Source organism: Amycolatopsis sp. NPDC104819 (assembly GCF_055583145.1).
The window spans coordinates 282,124-297,256 of sequence record NZ_JBVJON010000009.1 but is presented as its reverse complement, the minus strand read 5'-3'; the positions used below and the strand labels follow the sequence as shown (position 1 = coordinate 297,256).

Sequence of the window (15,133 nt, the reverse complement as noted above, 5' to 3'; positions counted from 1 at the left end):
GGTCAGCGCCTGAACCCGGCGAGGGGGTTCTCGTCGCAGGCGCGGTCCGGCGGGCGCCGCATGCCGATGGTCACCGGGACCGGGCGCCGCCGGTGGGAGTGGTCGAGCGACGGCTTCGGGACGCTGGTGACCCCCGCGAGCGCCGGCTCGCCGTGGCCACGCACGCACTCCGGGTCCGGTCCGTCGAGTGGCAGGCCGGTGAAGAACTTCGCGGCCATGCAGCCGCCCCGGCAGGCGTCGAACGCCGAACACGACTCGCACGCCCCGCCGCTCTGCGGGCTCCGCAACGACGTGAACAGCTCGGAGTCCCGCCACGCCGACGTGAACCCGCCGTCGCCGCGGACGTTGCCGGCGAGGAAGGTGTCGTGGATGGCGAACGGGCAGGCGTAGACGTCGCCGACCGGGTCGACCAGGCACACCACCCGCCCGGCGCCGCACAGGTTCAGCCCGGGCAGGTCACCCTCGCCGTAGCCCGCGAGGTGGAAGAACGAGTCCCCGGTGAGGACGTTTTCGCCGTGCGCCACCAGCCAGTCGTACAGCTCGCGCTGCTGGGCGGCGGTCGGGTGCAACTCGTCCCAGGTGTCGGCGCCGCGGCCGGACGGGCGCAGCCGGGTGATCCGCAGCTGGGCCCGGTAGCGGTCGGCGATCGCCTTGAACTCGTCGAGCTGGGCCACGTTGTGCCGGGTCATCACCACGGAGATCTTGAAGTTCTCGAAGCCCGCGCCGGCGAGGTTCTCCATCGCGCGGAGGGCGGTGGCGTAGGAGCCGGGGCCGCGGACGTGGTCGTTGACCTCGGCGGTGGCGCCGTCGAGGGAGATCTGGACGTCGACGTAGTCGCTCGCGGCCAGTCGGTCCGCCACCTCGGGCGTGATCTTGACGCCGTTGGTGGAGAACTTGACCCCGACGTGGTGCGCGGTCGCGTAGTCGACCAGCTCCCAGAAGTCCGGGCGCACGGTCGGCTCCCCGCCGCCGATGTTGACGTAGAAGACCTGCATGCGCTCGAACTCGTCGATCAGCGCCTTGCACTCGGCGGTGCCGAGCTCGCGCGGGTCCCGCCGTCCCGAGGAGGAAAGGCAGTGCACGCAGGAAAGGTTGCAGGCGTAGGTCAGCTCCCAGGTGAGGCAGATGGGGGCGTCGAGCCCGTACTGGAACTCGTCCGCAAGGGACATCAGAGACTCCTCGGCTGGATCATCCGCGACGCCGCCAGCGCGGCCAGCGCGGCGCGGTAGCGCGGCAGCTCGGGCGGCCCGACCCCCGCGCCGGCACAGGCGGCGCGGGCGGTCGGGTGCGTTTCCAGGGACCGGACGACGGTCAGCAGCGCCGGGCTCTTGAGGAACGAGAGGCGGCGGGTGCCGAAGTGGTACAGCAGCGCGCCGAACCGTTCCGGCCGGATCGAGACCCGGTCGTCCAGGCGCCAGGCCGCGTCCAGGTCGAACGGCTCAGTAGACACCGCACATCCCGTCGATCGAGACCTCCTCCACCAGCAGGTCCTCGGCGACGACGGGCTCTTCCAGGGGCTCTTTCGCGGTCTTCTCGGTCATCGTGGCTCCTTCGGCACGTCGACTTCTTTTCGGCACTCTGTGACGAATAGGGAGCAGAGTAATGTCACGCAGTGTCGGAAACAAGACCCGGAGGAGAACGGCACCCGGATGACCCACCACACCCCCGCGGCCCGCCGCGGCAGGCCACCCGGCACGAGCGCCCGCGAGCTGGAGGTCATCGCGCTGCGCCTGTTCACCGAGCGCGGCTTCCACGAGACGACGGTCGACGAGATCGCCGCGGCCGCCGGCGTCAGCCGCCGCACGTTCTTCCGCTACTACGACGCCAAGTCCGACGTCCTGTGGAACGAGTTCGACCACGAGGTCGAGACGATCACCAAGCTGCTCGCGGCGGCGCCGGGCGACCTGCCGATGATGGCCGCGGTCCGCGAGGCGGTGCTCGAAGCGAACCACTATCGCGCCGACGACGTCCCCGAGCTGCGGATGCGGATGCACCTGGTCAGCTCGGTCCCCGAACTGGCCGCGAGCGCGGCCCGCCACTACGACGCATGGGAGCGCGCGGTCAGCGCCTACGTGGCCGAGCGGACCGGCCAGCCGGCGGACTCGCTGTACCCGCTGGCAGTGGGCCGCGCGGTCCTGGCCACCTGCCGCGCGGCGTACGAGCGCTGGTCGGCCCGGGCGGACGCGGACCTGACGGTGTATCTGGACGCGGCTTTGCGAGCACTGGCCGGGGGTTTCGCCGACCCGGCCGTCGAGCCCGGGGACTGACGCCGCTCAGTCGCGAGCGAGCTCATCATCGGTCACCGGCTCGGCGAGCTGCCAGCCGCCGCGGCGGCGCAGCGCCAGCAGGTAGTAGCCCGCCGCCAGCACGACGATCCCCGCCGTGACGATCAGGCTCGGCCGGCCCACCACCGGGTCCAGGATGTTCTGGTACACCACGAACACCAGCACGGCCAGGGCGAGCACCGGCGCGACCGGGAACCACGGCATCCGGTACTGCGCGTGGGCCGTCGCGCCGGTGCGGCGGCCGATGATCGCGCCCAGGCACAGGGCCGCGTACACCGCCACGATCGACGTGCTCGTCACCACCAGCAGCAGCTGCGGGTCCACGAAGCACAGCGCGGCGGCCACCACGCCGGTGCCGGCCGTCGCCACCCACGGCGTCCCGAAGCGCGGGTGCACCGCGGCGAGCGCCCGGTTGACCACGCCCGGCCAGGCGCGGTCGCGGCCGCTGCTGAACACCAGCCGCGAGCTGATCAGGACGATCGCCAGCACCGCGTTCATGATCGCGAGCGCGACGGCGAGGCTGATCACCGTGTCGAGCGTGCTGCCGCCGCGCGCGGAGATGAAGGCGGACAACATGTTCTCGGCGCCGAACAGTCCTTGGAGGTCGGGCGCGCCCAGCAGCACCGCCGTCACCGGGACGAGCTCGGCGACCACCGTGATGCCGAGCGCGAGCAGGATCGCCTTGGCGATGCCGCGGGGCGCGTCCTGGGTCTCCTCGCCGAAGTACACCGCCGAGCCGTAACCGTTGTAGGCGAACATCGCGACGGCCATCGCGATCACGATCGCGCCGACGGTCGCCGGCCCGCCGTCGGGCGCCACCGGGTGGGCCAGCAGGTCGGTGAACGGCCGCGCCGGGTGCACCAGGCCGAGCGCGCTCACCACGACCAGCGCGAGGATCTCGATCGCCAGGAAGACCCCGGTGACCCAGGCGTTCAGCTTGATGTCGAAGATCCCGACGACGGCGGCCAGCACGCACGTCACCGCCGCGACGGCCGGCCCCGGCAGGCCGGGCAGCAGCACCCCCAGGTAGGTGCCGACGCCGAGCGCGATCACCGCGACGATGAGCACCTGGGTGATGAGCATCAGCCCCAGCACGGCGAACCCGGGCAGCCGGCCCAGCGTGCGCGCGACGATCGCGTACTCGCCGCCGGCCAGGGGGAACGCCGATGCGAGTTCGGCGTAGACGAACGCCATGAACACCCCGACGACCGCCGCGGCCGCGAAGCTCAGGAACGCGCCGGTGCCGGCGCCGGTGAGCACCCCCGGCGCGATGATGAACACCGAGGAGGCGGGGCTGATCGCCGAGAGCGTGATGAGCAGGGTGCCGAGGGTGCGCAGACCGCGGCGCAGGGCTGGGGTGGTCACGACCAGGCCTCCAGTTCTCTGAAGCTCGTTCGAAAAACCAGGTGATCACGGATCAAAGGCGCTTGAAGCCAAAGAGTCAAGACCTTGCTTTTTTCGAAGCTCGTTCGAACAATGGGGGCATGGCACGACCGAGCAAGGCACCCGAGCGGCGGGCCGAGCTGATCGCGGTGGCGCGGCGCGCCCTCGTCGAACGCGGGGTCCTCAACCTGCGGCTGCGCGACATCGCCGACGGCGCGGGCCTGTCGTCCGGCTCGGTGCTCTACTACTTCCCCACCCTGGCCGACCTGCTGCAGGAGGTGCAGCACGAGGCCGTCGAACGGTTCTGCACCCAGCGCGAACAGGCCGCCGCCCACGGAACCCCGGGCGAACGGCTGCTCGCGACACTCCGCGGTGGCCTGCCCACCGGCCCGGACGACGAACTGTGCGTGCTGCTCTACGAACTCGGCACGATCGCCCGCCGCGACCCGGTGTACGCGGCCCGGCACATCACGCTGTACGAGCGTCAGGTCGGGATCTACACCGGCATCCTCGAGGCCGGCGCGGCGACCGGCGAGTTCACCCTGACCGCCGACCCCGTCACGATCGCGCGCAACCTCGTCGCCCTCGAAGACGGCTACGGCCTGCACCTCACCCAGGCCGTGCCGACGCTGGAACGGGCCACCGCCGAAGCGATGCTGCTGTCGTTCGCCCGCACCGCCACCACCTGCGCCCTGGAGGAGCCTTCATGACCCGCGCCCGCGACCTGGGCCTCCCGCTGCCCGGCCGGCCCGGCCCGCACAACGCGCTCACCGACGTCCCCGGCGTCGAAGTCGGCTACACGACCCTGGTCGAGGGCGAGTCGGTGCGCACCGGCGTCACCGCCGTGCTGCCCCGCGGCCGCGCGGACTTCGCGGTGCCGTGTGCCGCGGGCACGTTCTCCCTCAACGGGAACGGCGAAATGACGGGCACCGCGTGGCTCGCCGAAACCGGGTCGCTGACGCTGCCGGTGCTGGTCACCAACACCCACGCCGTCGGCACGTGCCACCGCGGGGTGATCGACTGGGTGGTGCGCGAGCGCCCCGACGTCGCGGCGGAGTGGCTGCTGCCGGTGGTCGGCGAGACCTGGGACGGCTACCTCAACAACATCAACGCCCCGACGATCCACAGTGGACATGTCGCCGCGGCGATCGACGCCGCCCGCGGAGGTGCGGTCGAGGAGGGTTCCGTCGGCGGCGGCACCGGGATGACCTGCTACGGCTTCAAGGGCGGCACCGGCACGGCGTCACGCGTGGTGGCCCACGGCGCGGACGAGTACACGGTGGGTGTGCTGGCGCAGGCGAACTTCGGCAGCCGTCACGAGCTGACCGTCGCCGGTGAGGCCGTCGGAGCACTGCTGGCGGCGGACAACCCGATGGCGGAATGGGCGGCGCCCGCCGGGGCGGGGTCGGTGATCGTGGTCGTCGGCACGGACGCACCCCTGCTGCCGGGACAGTGCACGGCGCTCGCCCGGCGTGTCCCGCTCGGGCTGGCCCGCACCGGCACGACGGGCTCGCACTTCTCCGGGGACCTGTTCCTCGCCTTCAGCACCGCGAACCCGGGCGCGCTCACCAGCTCCTTCCCGCGCACGCCGGAAGCCGAGTACGAGAACCTCCGCTTCGTGCCGTGGGGCCGGATCGACCCGTTCTTCGAGGCCGTCGTGCAGGCGGTCGAGGAGGCGGTGCTCAACGCGCTGGTGGCCAACCGGGAGATGACCGGTCACCAGGGACGCCGGGTGCCCGCCCTGCCCACCGGGCACTGGCTCGGGTGACCACGGTGCGGACTGAGCGGCCCTCGCGCGTTAGCTTGCTAGCATGCTAGCCTCGACGAGTGGGCGATGAGGACGTCAAGCAGTTCAACGTGTACCTGCCGGTCGGCTTGATCCGGCAGGTCAAGCACCGGGCCGTCGAAGCGGAGCTGTCGCTGTCGGCACTGGTCGCCGACGCCCTGCGCGCTTACCTGGCCGAACCCGTTCCCGACAAGGAGACCTGACGTGACCACCGAAGGCATCGAGGCCCTGTACCTGGAGACGCACAACTGGGGCAAGGCGGCCAAGTTCTTCCAGGCGCTCGGTTACGAGCTCGAGTTCTCGACCGACCACAACTCCGGGCAGCTCCGCAACGGCGACGGCCCGTACGTCTTCATCGCCGAGGTCCCCGAGGGCCGGGAACTGCGGACGCAGACCGTGTTCAAGGTCCCTGACACCTTCGAAGCCGGCGGCATCGTCGAAGCGGTCACGCCGTTCGAGGAAACCCATTACGGGACAAAAGAAATGACCGTCCGCGACCCCGACGGTCGCACGTGGACACTCCAGGCGCGCTGACGTGGCCGCCCCCGACAGCACCGCGGTGCGGACCGCCCTGTGGCGGGCCCTGCACGTCCGGCTCGACCCGCCACCGCACGTCTTCGACGACGAGCTCGGCCTGCGCCTGGCCGACGCCGGGCCCGGCTGGACGGACCGGCCGGACATGGCCCCCGCCACCGCCGGGCGGTACCGCGCTGGCATGGTCGCGCGGGCCCGGTTCGTCGAAGACGTGGTCGTCGAGCAGGCCGGCCGCGGGGTCGGCCAGTACGTCATCCTCGGGGCCGGCCTGGACACCTTCGCCCAGCGCCGCCCCGAGGTCGCGGCCCGGCTCCGCGTGTTCGAGGTCGACCAGCCCGGTCCGCAGGCCTGGAAGCGCCAGCGACTCGACGAGCTCGGCCTCGGGGTGCCGGCCTGGCTGCGGCTGGTGCCGGTCGACTTCGAAGCCGGCGCGGCCTGGCCGGACCGGCTGGCGGACGCGGGGTTCGTGGCGGACGAGCCCGCCGTCGTCGCCTCGACCGGGGTCAGCATGTACCTCACGAAGGAGGCGAACGCGGCCACGCTGCGCCGGATCGCCGGGTTCGCGCCCGGGTCGACGCTGGTGCTGACGTTCATGCTGCCGGCGGACCTGCTCGACGAAGGCGACCGCGCCGGCCACCGCGCGACGGCGAGCAAGGCGAAGGCCGCGGGCACGCCGTTCCTCAGCTCCTTCTCCCCCGCGGAAATGCTGGCGCTGGCCCGGGAAGCCGGTTTCCGCGACACCCAGCACGTCTCCGGGGCCGAGCTGGACGAGCGCTACTTCGCGGGCCGGTCCGACGGGCTCCGCATCATCAAGGGTGAGGAGTTCCTCGTCGCCACCACGTGACCCAGGTAGGCCCGCAGCATCGCCTTGAGCTGGTCGAGCAGCCCGGCCGCGCCCGCCGGGTCGCCGCGGAACGCCTCCTGGATCACGGCGTCCGCGGCGAGGAACGCGGTGCGGCACACGGCCGTGGCCTCTTCGTCGTCGCCGCTGAGAAGGTGTTGCGCCACCAGGATGCGCCGCACGCCGTCGGCCATCACGCGCTTGTGCGCGAGGTCGGCTTCCTTCGTTCCCTCGGTCAGCCCGCGGCCGAACCACAGCGCGCGGAACCCCGGTTCGGCGCGGTAGAGGCCGGCGAACGCGTCGACGAGCAGGCCGACGGGGTCGTCCCAGGTCTCGACGGCCGCCTGCGCGGCGAAGGCGTCCATGAGGTCTTCGAGCCGGGTCAGGTAGACGTCGCCGAGGGCTTCAGTGATGGCGTCGCGGTCCGGCAGGTACTGGTACAGCGTCCCGACGGAGACGCCGGCCTCGGCGGCGACCCGGGTCGTGGTCAGCGCTTCGACCCCGTCCTCGGCGAGCAGCCGGTCGGCGGCCGCCAGGATCCGGGCGAGCTTCTGGCGCGCCCGCGCCTGACGCGGCACCCGCCGCAGCCGCGCGGGGAGCGGGTCGGTCATCCCGCCTCCCAACCTGAACGTGACTTTGTTTCGGATTTATCCTAGCCTCGGGCGCATGACGGAGGCGAGCTCAGTCCTCGACGAAGCGCGGCGGGCCGTGGCCAGGGCGTGTCACGGCCTGGCGGGCGAAGGCCTGCTGATCGGCACCGCGGGCAACGTCAGCGTCCGCGCGGGCGAGCACGTGGCGGTGACCGCGACCGGGATCGAGCTGGGCCGCGCCGAGCCGGCGGACGTGACGGTGGTCGACCTCGACGGCGGTGTGGTCGCCGGCGACTTCGCGCCGACGTCGGAGCTGGAGCTGCACCTCGGGATCTACCGCCACCACGGCGCGGGCGCGGTGGTGCACACCCATTCCCCGCAGGCCACGGCGGTGTCCCTGGTGCTCGACGAGCTGCCGTGCGTGCACTACCAGCAGCTCGCGCTGGGCGGCTCGGTCCGGGTCGCGCCGTTCGCGGTCTTCGGCTCCCCGGAGCTGGCCTCGGAGACCCTGGCGGCCCTCGACGGCAAGACGGCGGCCCTGCTGGCCAACCACGGCGCGATCGCCCACGGCCCGACGCTGGAAGCGGCGATGGACAACGCCCTGCTGCTGGAGTGGGCCTGCGGTCTGTACGTCCGCGCCGCGAGCCTCGGTGAGCCGCGGGCGCTGGGGCCGGAGCAGCAGGAGGCCGTCGTGACCGCGGCGGTCCAGCGGGGTTACGGGCAGCCGCAGCGGATCGCGGACCTCTGGTGAGCCGGCCCGGCGGCCAGACCGTCATCACCCTCGGCGCGCACGTGGTGGACGTGCAGGTCCGCCCGGTCACGGCCATTCCCGACGGCCAGGGCGCGGCGCTCGTCGAGCAGATCCGCTTCGGCCCGGCCGGCACCGCCGCGGGCACGGCGGTCACCCTGGCCAAGCTCGGCGCCACCGTCCGGACCGCCGGCGCGGTCGGCACCGACCCCATCGGCGACCTGCTGCTGACCATGCTCGCCCGCCACGGCGTCGACACCTCGCTCGTGCGCCGCCGCGACGGCGTGCAGACCTCGGCCTCCGTGCTGCCGATCCGGCCCGACGGCAGCCGTCCCGCGTTCCACGTGCCCGGCGCGAACCTCGGCTACGGGCCCGGCGACCTCCCGCGCGCCGAGCTGGCCCGGGCCGGCCACCTCCACCTCGGCGGCCCCGAGCTGATGGGCGGGGAGCAGGCCGCGAAGATCCTCGGCCCGGCACGCGCGGCCGGCGTGGTGACGTCGGCCGACCTGCTCGCCCCCGGGGATCCCGGGGTGCTCGCCTGGCTCGAAGACGCCCTGCCGCTGCTGGACTTCCTGCTGCCCAACGAAGAACAGCTCCTCGGCCTGACCGGCGCCGCGACCCTGGAGGACGGCGCCCGCGCGGTGCTCGGCCAGGGCGTCGGCTGTGTCGCGGTCACGCGGGGAGCGGAGGGCGCGCTGGTCGTGACGGCGGACGAGACGTTCGCGGTGCCCGCGTTCGCCGTGCCGGTCGTCGACACCACCGGCTGCGGGGACGCGTTCTCGGCGGGGTTCCTCCGAGGGCTGGGTCTCGGCCGCGACCTCGAGGCGGCCGCGGTCCTCGGCTGCGCGGCCGCCGCCCTGGTCGCGCAGGGGCTCGGCAGCGACCACGGCGAGTTCGACCTCACCGTGGCGGACCTCTTCGCGGAGATGAGCCCGCGCCTCTGATGCGGCTTCCCGCGGGCCGAAGGCGGAACCACCGAGCTCGACCGGCGGATCGTCGCCGCCCCGCAGCTCAACGGGCGGGCGGGCGTCGTGGGACGCTCGCCGAGCCGGCCAGATCGAGCGCGCGTGGGCCCCGACGCCCGCCGCCAGCTTGGAGGACGCATGACCGAACAGCCGTGGCAGTGGGACGAAAAGACGTGGCGCGGGCACGTCGAGCACGTCCGGGCCGGGCGCCCGCTGCGCCCGAAGGCGTGGCCTGGCGGGGCGAAGGTGGCGGTGGCGCTGTCCTTCGACTCCGACCACGAGACGCCCGCCCTGCGCGACGGCGACGTCCTGCCGGGCAAGCTGGCGCAGGGCGAGTACGGCGCGCGGGTCGGCGTGCCGCGCATCCTGAACCTCCTGCGGCGGCACGACGCGCCCGCGTCGTTCTTCGTGCCCGCCGTGTCGGCGCTGCTGCACGACGGCGAAGTCAAGTCCTATGTGGACGCCGGGCACGAGGTCGCGCTGCACGGCTGGATCCACGAACGCAACACCGCGCTGACCGCCACCGAGGAACGCGACCTCGCCTTCCGCGCGGCCGACGTCCTGGAACGCCTCGCGGGCACCCGGCCGGTCGGCATCCGGACACCGTCGTGGGACTTTTCCGCGCACACGCTCGCCATCACGCGCGAGCTCGGCCTCACCTACGACTCGTCGCTGATGGCCGACGACGACTGCTACGAGCTGATCGAACACGGCGAGCCCACCGGTGTCGTCGAGCTGCCGGTCGAGTGGATCCGCGACGACGCGCCGTACTTCATGATGGACCGGTTCGCGTCCCTGCGGCCCTACACCCCGCCGCGCGGCGTGCTGTCGATCTGGCGCGACGAGTTCGACGCCGCCTACGCCGAGGGCGGCATCTTCCAGCTGACCATGCACCCGCACATCATCGGGCACCGCTCGCGGATCACGGTCCTGGCCGAGCTGCTCGACCACATCGGCGGCCACGACGGCGTCTGGTTCGCCACGCACGCGCAGATCGTCGACCACGTCCTGGCGGAGCAGGCATGACCACGGAAACCGCTGGCGACACCCGCGGCGGTGGCTTATCTTGTCCTCGCGGGGAAACCATGGAGTAGATCAGCGGCAGATCACCCGGCTCGTAACCGGGAGGGCGCAGGTTCGACTCCTGCCTCCATGTCCCCTCCACTCGGAGTAGTTCAGCAGGCAGAACACCCGGCTCCTTCCGGGAGGGCGCAGGTTCGAACCCTGCCTCCGAGTCTCGTACGGCAGGGGGAGTCCACATGGAACACACGGCGTCGCCGGGCTACGCCCACGGCCGGCTCGAACGCGCACTGCGCACCGCGGCGTCCGCGAAGGACAGTGCCACCCGCCACCGTGCGCGGGCGAAGGCCGGCCGGTGGCGGGAAGTCCTGGCCGGAATGGCCGACGGCACACTGCGGATCGGCTCGCGGACGCCGGTCGCGGACACCCCGGCGTGGGTGACCCTCGAGGTCGCGCACGGCGGGTTCGCCACCGGCCGGTTCCTCGCCGAAGTCCCGCTGCACCCCGACGAAGCCGCCCTGCCCGCCGACGGCCCGGGCACGACCGACCGTGAGCGGCTCAACCTCTGGTACCTCACCGACGCGGGGCTGGCCACGCTGCGCGCCGCGCTCGCCACCGAGGCCTACCGGGTCGAGGTCCCCGAGGACGCCGCGCTGCCGGTCGTCGGGTGGCTGCTGGACCACGGCCACGCCGAAGCCGCGCTCGACCTGGTCGCCGAGCTCCGGCCGCTGATGCACCGCCTGCGCCTGGCCCCGCTGCCCGGCGCCGCGCCGCGGCCCCCGGGCGCGCTCGTGCGGCTGACCACGGTCGGCGAAGTCCGGTCGTCCCTGCACGCGGCGGCCCCCAAGCCCACGATCACGGCGATGCGCGAAACCCTGCGCGTCTGGCACCCGCTCTTCGACCGGCTGGTGGCGTTGTGGTGCGACACGGTCGACGACGAGCTGCCGCGGCTGACCGAGGCCGGCGCGGTCACCGGCGGCTGGCCCTGCCGCACGTGGCCGGCCGACTGGGCCCAGCGCCGCGCGCAGTGGCTGGCGGACTTCGCCACGGCGAGTGCGCGGCACACGGCGTCAACGGCGCACACCCATCCGAAGAGCAACTTCGCCCGGCTGCACCGAGCGCTGCTGGCGTGCGAACACGACAGCGCGGCCCTGACCGGCCGGGACGTCGGCTGGATCCGGCGGGCCCTGGCGAACACCGTCACCAAGCACGGTGAGCCGGGGTCCGAGCCGCGCGCCGCGCTGCGGGCAATCCAGGCGGCGGTCGCCGCGCGGCCGACGTACGCCGAGCTCGCGACCGCGCTGGCCGAACGCCTGGACCGCTACCCGGCCGACGGCGGGCTCCCGGAACTCGGCAGCGTCGTCGAAGACGCGCCGCCACACCTGGTCGCGAAGGTCAGCCGGGCGCTGGAGGCGCCGATTGAGGAGCTGATCGCCTCGGGCGTCATCACCTCGGGCGAGGTGCTCGCCACGGTCCTGCCGCAGATCACCGCGCAGCTGCTGGCGGCGAACTTCGCGGACGGCCGGCTCGCCGGGTTGTACGCGCAGACGTACGCGGCTTTCCGGCGTCGTCGCGGGCTGCTGCTGCTCGACCTCGAGCACCAGGTGGGCATCGAGGAGCTGCCGTGGGTGCGCGCGCTCGAACCGGTGCGGGTCCGCCGTCCGGACGCCGCCCGGGCGGCGCGGCACACGCTGGACCAGACGGTGCTGCTGGCGCTCGGGGCGTTTCCGCAGGCGATCCTGCCGAACACCCTGGTGCGTGAGCTGGGCGCGCTGGCCAAGCAGGCCGGCGTGCCGATGCCGCTGGTGGAGGAGGTCGCGGCCGACATCTTCATGGGCACGTTCACCGCGAAGTGGCGCACGGCGGCGGAAACCACGAGCCGGGCGCTGGCCGGCACGCTGTACGCGCGGTACTACGACCTGCCCGAAACGTGGCCGGCGGCGGCCCCGCGCCGTTTCCGCGCGTTCGCCCGGCGGACGGCCGACGACTTCGCCGACGTCTGCGTGGCCCGGGCGGCCGAGGCGCGCCCGAGGCCGGGGTTCGGTTCGGTCGCCGCCAACGGCACGGTGCTGGAGCAGAGCCAGATCCTCACCACGCAGAACCTCGCCGTCCTGGTGGAGACGCTGGGCCTGCGGGGGCGGGTCCGGGATTCGGCGCCGGAGCTGGCCGACGAGGTGTTCACGTGGATGGTGCGCCGCCTGGCGATGCGGGTCGACCACCGGCACGCGGCTCTGCACGCGGTGAAGAACGCCGCCTACGCGTGGCGGCAGGCGCTCTTCTTCCTGAGCTTCTGCGCCGAGCCGGCCCAGCGGGCGGCGGTGGAGCGGCTGGCCGAGTCGGTGGACCGCGCGGGCCTGGCCGCCCGGTTCGGCCCGGCGGTGACCGGTCTGGCGCACGTCGTGGCGGGCGGCCGGTTCACCGCGGACGGCGAGGTCGAAGACGGCCCCGGCCGGCGGTTCCTCGGCTGGACGACGGGAACGCACTGGTTCCTGCCGGACCTCCGCCGCCGGTGAGGGTTAGCGGCGAAGCAGCTTCGCCGCTAACCCCGCGCCCTTCCGCCGCACCGGCAAACGCCCCGCGACGGCGTCTTCGAGCAACGCCCCCACCGTCTCCCGGGCACACGACTTGTTCGCGCCGATGCCGCCCGACGGCCCGCGCTTGATCCAGCCCGCCACATACGTTCCCGGCATGCCGGCCACGCGGCCCGCCTGGTTCGGCACGGTTCCGGCGGTCTCGTCGAACGGCAGGCCCGGCACCGGCGCGCCGCGGAAACCGGCCGCCCGGACCACGCGGCTCGCCGTGATCTCGATCGTGCCCCCGGGTCCCGTCGCGCGGACACCGCGGACCTCGGTGTCGCCGGTGAACTCCACCGGCGTGGAGTGGAAGCGCAGCACGACCCGGCGACGGCCGTCCGGAGGCGACGCCGACCAGTCCACCGTCTCCCGGGACAAACCGCGCAACAGCGCCGCCTTGTCCTCCGGTGCGGCGGCGTCGATCGCCTGCCCGATCCGCGGGTCGTGGTTGTCCACGACCAGGTCGACGTCCGGCCGCGCGGCCAGCGCCAGCAGTTCCGACCGCGTGTACGCCGCCGTCTCCGGGCCGCGCCGGGCCAGCAGGACGATCTCGCGGACCTTGCCCGAGCGCAGCCGGGTCAGCGCGGCCGGCGCGATCGCCGTGGCCGCCAGCTCGCCCGGGTCCGCGGTGAGCACGCGGGCGACGTCGAGGGCGACGTTCCCGGTGCCGACCACCACGATCCGCTCGGCCGAGAGGTCGACGGCGTCGGGGTCGACGTCCGGGTGACCGTTGTACCAGCCGACGACGTCCGCCGCCGGGAGGCTGCCGGGCAGGTCCTCCCCCGGCAGGCCGAGGCGCCGCGCGCCGGTGGCGCCGACCGCGTAGACCACCGCGTCGTGCCGCGCGGCCAGCTCGGCGGCCGTGACGTCGCGGCCGACCTCGGTGCCGAGCCGCAGCCGCAGGCGCGGGTGGTCGTGGAAGCGGGCGAACGTCTCGCCGATCTTCTTCGTCGACGGGTGGTCGGGCGCGACGCCGTAGCGGATCAGGCCGCCGGCCACCGGCAGCCGGTCGACAAGGGTGACCCGGGCGTTGGTGTGCAGCAACAGGTCTTCGACGGTGTACATGCCCGCCGGGCCGGTGCCGACGACCGTGACGTCGAGGGGCGCGAAGTCGCTCGGGAGGACGCGGGTGAACGCCGGCGGCGCCCACCGGTGGAAGTTCGGGGCGACGGTGGCCTCGGCGAGCACGTCACGCCCCGCGTAGTACTCCGCGTTGATCTCCTCGTAGGCCTGCAGCGGCCCGGTCAGGTCGCCGGCCGGGAAGACCGCGTCGACCGGGCAGGCGTCCGCGCAGGCGCCGCAGTCGATGCAGGTGTCCGGGTCGATGTAGAGCATTTCGGTCCGCCCGAAGTCCGGCTCGTCCGGGGTCGGGTGGATGCAGTTGACCGGGCAGACCGACACGCAGGTCGCGTCGGCGCAGCAGGTCTGGGTGATCGCGAAGGCCATGGCGTCAGATGAGGTTGGCGCGCTTGTAGAACCACAGCGACGGCTTGGTCAGCAGGCCGGCGGAGTGCAGGAACTCCATCAGCCCGGAGCAGCTCGAGCGCAGCATCGACTTGTGGTGCTCGTTCGCCTTCGCCTCGCGCCGCGCGCGCTTGCCGTCGAGCCCCGCGTTCTCGTACACCTTGTGGTTCACCATGCTGGTGACGATGAAGTAGGACGCGACCGCGACGACGAAGCCGTTGATCTGCCGGCGCAGCCGGCCGGCGCCTTCGAGCCGCTCGCGGGTTTCCTCGCGGGCGAACTTCATGTGCCGGGACTCTTCGACGACGTGGATGTTGTTGATGGTGCGCACGAACGGCGCCACCCGCTCGTCTCGCATCCAGTCGCGCTGCATGACGTCGAGGACCTCTTCGGCGACGAGGATCGCGGCGTAGGCGGCCTCGCCGGTCGCGGTGGCCTTGAAGACACGGCCGAGCTCGACGACGAACCGGCGCGGCCGGTAGGCGGGCGCGCGCAGTTTCGCCGCGCCGCGGGCGAACATGATCGAGTGCCGGCACTCGTCGGCGATCTCGGTGAGCGCCCACTGGAAGGCCGGGTCGGTCGGGTCCTTGGCGTAGAAGTCGCGCAGCACCATCTGCTGCAGGATCATTTCGAACCAGATCCCGGTGCTGGCCACCGACGCCGCCTCCTGGCGCGTCAGCTCGCGCTGCTGGCCGGGCGTCATGTCCGCCCAGTAGGAGGTGCCGTAGAGCGTGCTCCACTCCGGACTCGCGCCGTGGTGGTCGGTGTCGAGCGGCGTCTCCCAGTCGACCTCCTTGACGGGGTCGTACGAGAGCTGCTCCGACGAGTCGAGCAGGCGCCGGGCCATGGTCTCCCGGTCCGACACGGCGGTTTCGCGCTCGCTGGTGCTCGTCATGGCCGACCTCCTCGTCGAGTGTTACCGCAGTTCACTGTTACCAACCGTA

17 protein-coding genes and 2 tRNA genes are annotated in these 15,133 nt (G+C 73.0%); 12 read left to right on the top strand and 7 right to left on the bottom strand.

Features of this window, described 5'->3' with window-relative positions:
* Nucleotides 1–2 precede the first annotated feature (2 nt).
* Genes mftC through mftA form a run of 3 tightly spaced genes read right to left on the bottom strand, consistent with a single transcriptional unit; the run spans nt 3 to nt 1,541 of the window.
* Nucleotides 3–1,169, bottom strand: a complete 1,167-nt coding sequence (gene mftC / locus ACZ63E_RS29530; protein WP_465339376.1) for a mycofactocin radical SAM maturase — start codon at nt 1,167–1,169, stop codon at nt 3–5.
* Complete coding sequence (mftB, locus tag ACZ63E_RS29525; RefSeq protein ID WP_465312239.1) at nt 1,169–1,450, bottom strand: mycofactocin biosynthesis chaperone MftB; 282 nt, start codon at nt 1,448–1,450, stop codon at nt 1,169–1,171. The genes mftC and mftB overlap by 1 nt, the downstream gene beginning before the upstream one ends.
* A complete protein-coding gene (gene mftA, locus ACZ63E_RS29520) occupies nt 1,440–1,541 on the bottom strand; it encodes a mycofactocin precursor MftA (protein ID WP_465339375.1) in 102 nt (33 codons plus the stop codon). The genes mftB and mftA overlap by 11 nt, the downstream gene beginning before the upstream one ends.
* Nucleotides 1,542–1,649: 108 nt before the next feature.
* Here mftA and mftR point away from each other — a divergent pair, with 108 nt between their 5' ends.
* Complete coding sequence (gene mftR / locus ACZ63E_RS29515) at nt 1,650–2,267, top strand: mycofactocin system transcriptional regulator (RefSeq protein ID WP_465339374.1); 618 nt, start codon at nt 1,650–1,652, stop codon at nt 2,265–2,267.
* Nucleotides 2,268–2,273: 6 nt separating this feature from the next.
* On the opposite strand, the gene ACZ63E_RS29510 is transcribed toward mftR, so the two are convergent.
* Nucleotides 2,274–3,650, bottom strand: coding sequence for an APC family permease (locus tag ACZ63E_RS29510; RefSeq protein WP_465339372.1), 1,377 nt, complete (start codon nt 3,648–3,650; stop codon nt 2,274–2,276).
* A gap of 119 nt (nt 3,651–3,769) precedes the next feature.
* Here ACZ63E_RS29510 and ACZ63E_RS29505 point away from each other — a divergent pair, with 119 nt between their 5' ends.
* From ACZ63E_RS29505 to ACZ63E_RS29485, 5 genes are read left to right on the top strand one after another with little or no spacing between them, the layout of a single operon-like run.
* Nucleotides 3,770–4,378: a TetR/AcrR family transcriptional regulator gene (locus ACZ63E_RS29505; RefSeq protein WP_465339371.1), complete on the top strand. Its 609-nt coding sequence runs from the start codon at nt 3,770–3,772 to the stop codon at nt 4,376–4,378.
* Nucleotides 4,375–5,436: a DmpA family aminopeptidase gene (locus tag ACZ63E_RS29500; protein ID WP_465339369.1), complete on the top strand. Its 1,062-nt coding sequence runs from the start codon at nt 4,375–4,377 to the stop codon at nt 5,434–5,436. Before ACZ63E_RS29505 ends, ACZ63E_RS29500 begins: the two co-directional genes overlap by 4 nt.
* A gap of 59 nt (nt 5,437–5,495) precedes the next feature.
* Nucleotides 5,496–5,657, top strand: coding sequence for a CopG family transcriptional regulator (locus ACZ63E_RS29495; protein WP_465312245.1), 162 nt, complete (start codon nt 5,496–5,498; stop codon nt 5,655–5,657).
* 1 nt (nt 5,658) lies between these two features.
* Nucleotides 5,659–5,988, top strand: a complete 330-nt coding sequence (locus ACZ63E_RS29490; protein WP_465339368.1) for a VOC family protein — start codon at nt 5,659–5,661, stop codon at nt 5,986–5,988.
* A 1-nt stretch (nt 5,989) separates the two neighbouring features.
* On the top strand, nt 5,990–6,832 hold the full coding sequence (locus tag ACZ63E_RS29485; RefSeq protein WP_465339367.1) for a class I SAM-dependent methyltransferase: 843 nt from the start codon (nt 5,990–5,992) through the stop codon (nt 6,830–6,832).
* Here the strand turns inward: ACZ63E_RS29485 and ACZ63E_RS29480 are convergent.
* The gene (locus tag ACZ63E_RS29480) at nt 6,763–7,440 is read right to left on the bottom strand and encodes a TetR/AcrR family transcriptional regulator (RefSeq protein ID WP_465339366.1); all 678 of its coding nucleotides are present in this window, start codon (nt 7,438–7,440) and stop codon (nt 6,763–6,765) included. The two genes, ACZ63E_RS29485 and ACZ63E_RS29480, sit on opposite strands and share 70 nt — an antisense overlap.
* 55 nt (nt 7,441–7,495) lie before the next feature.
* Between ACZ63E_RS29480 and ACZ63E_RS29475 the strand changes: the two genes are divergently transcribed.
* From ACZ63E_RS29475 to ACZ63E_RS29450, 6 genes are all read left to right on the top strand, one after another.
* Nucleotides 7,496–8,170, top strand: coding sequence for a class II aldolase/adducin family protein (locus tag ACZ63E_RS29475; protein WP_465339365.1), 675 nt, complete (start codon nt 7,496–7,498; stop codon nt 8,168–8,170).
* A complete protein-coding gene (locus tag ACZ63E_RS29470) occupies nt 8,167–9,111 on the top strand; it encodes a carbohydrate kinase family protein (protein ID WP_465339363.1) in 945 nt (314 codons plus the stop codon). Before ACZ63E_RS29475 ends, ACZ63E_RS29470 begins: the two co-directional genes overlap by 4 nt.
* Before the next feature lie 159 nt (nt 9,112–9,270).
* Complete coding sequence (locus ACZ63E_RS29465) at nt 9,271–10,158, top strand: polysaccharide deacetylase family protein (protein WP_465339362.1); 888 nt, start codon at nt 9,271–9,273, stop codon at nt 10,156–10,158.
* Nucleotides 10,159–10,216: 58 nt separating this feature from the next.
* Nucleotides 10,217–10,288: transfer RNA gene (locus ACZ63E_RS29460), tRNA-Thr, on the top strand.
* Nucleotides 10,289–10,296: 8 nt separating this feature from the next.
* Nucleotides 10,297–10,368 (top strand) — tRNA-OTHER (locus tag ACZ63E_RS29455).
* Between the two features lie 23 nt (nt 10,369–10,391).
* Nucleotides 10,392–12,665 (top strand): hypothetical protein, encoded by a 2,274-nt coding sequence (locus ACZ63E_RS29450; RefSeq protein WP_465339361.1) that lies wholly within the window; start codon nt 10,392–10,394, stop codon nt 12,663–12,665.
* 3 nt (nt 12,666–12,668) lie between these two features.
* On the opposite strand, the gene ACZ63E_RS29445 is transcribed toward ACZ63E_RS29450, so the two are convergent.
* Nucleotides 12,669–14,171, bottom strand: coding sequence for an FAD-dependent oxidoreductase (locus ACZ63E_RS29445; RefSeq protein ID WP_465339360.1), 1,503 nt, complete (start codon nt 14,169–14,171; stop codon nt 12,669–12,671).
* Nucleotides 14,172–14,175: 4 nt separating this feature from the next.
* A complete protein-coding gene (locus ACZ63E_RS29440) occupies nt 14,176–15,084 on the bottom strand; it encodes an AurF N-oxygenase family protein (RefSeq protein WP_465312254.1) in 909 nt (302 codons plus the stop codon).
* Between the last annotated feature and the right edge of the window lie 49 nt (nt 15,085–15,133).

What these genes read in the sequence shown, in the direction of transcription:
- mftR (WP_465339374.1), top strand. Translation starts at nt 1,650, where the DNA reads ATGACCCACCACACCCCCGCGGCCCGCCGCGGCAGGCCACCCGGCACG.
- ACZ63E_RS29500 (WP_465339369.1), top strand. Translation starts at nt 4,375, where the DNA reads ATGACCCGCGCCCGCGACCTGGGCCTCCCGCTGCCCGGCCGGCCCGGC.
- ACZ63E_RS29440 (WP_465312254.1), bottom strand. Translation starts at nt 15,084, where the DNA reads ATGACGAGCACCAGCGAGCGCGAAACCGCCGTGTCGGACCGGGAGACC.
- ACZ63E_RS29445 (WP_465339360.1), bottom strand. Translation starts at nt 14,171, where the DNA reads ATGGCCTTCGCGATCACCCAGACCTGCTGCGCCGACGCGACCTGCGTG.
- ACZ63E_RS29450 (WP_465339361.1), top strand. Translation starts at nt 10,392, where the DNA reads ATGGAACACACGGCGTCGCCGGGCTACGCCCACGGCCGGCTCGAACGC.
- mftC (WP_465339376.1), bottom strand. Translation starts at nt 1,169, where the DNA reads ATGTCCCTTGCGGACGAGTTCCAGTACGGGCTCGACGCCCCCATCTGC.
- ACZ63E_RS29505 (WP_465339371.1), top strand. Translation starts at nt 3,770, where the DNA reads ATGGCACGACCGAGCAAGGCACCCGAGCGGCGGGCCGAGCTGATCGCG.
- mftA (WP_465339375.1), bottom strand. Translation starts at nt 1,541, where the DNA reads ATGACCGAGAAGACCGCGAAAGAGCCCCTGGAAGAGCCCGTCGTCGCC.
- ACZ63E_RS29480 (WP_465339366.1), bottom strand. Translation starts at nt 7,440, where the DNA reads ATGACCGACCCGCTCCCCGCGCGGCTGCGGCGGGTGCCGCGTCAGGCG.
- ACZ63E_RS29465 (WP_465339362.1), top strand. Translation starts at nt 9,271, where the DNA reads ATGACCGAACAGCCGTGGCAGTGGGACGAAAAGACGTGGCGCGGGCAC.
- ACZ63E_RS29475 (WP_465339365.1), top strand. Translation starts at nt 7,496, where the DNA reads ATGACGGAGGCGAGCTCAGTCCTCGACGAAGCGCGGCGGGCCGTGGCC.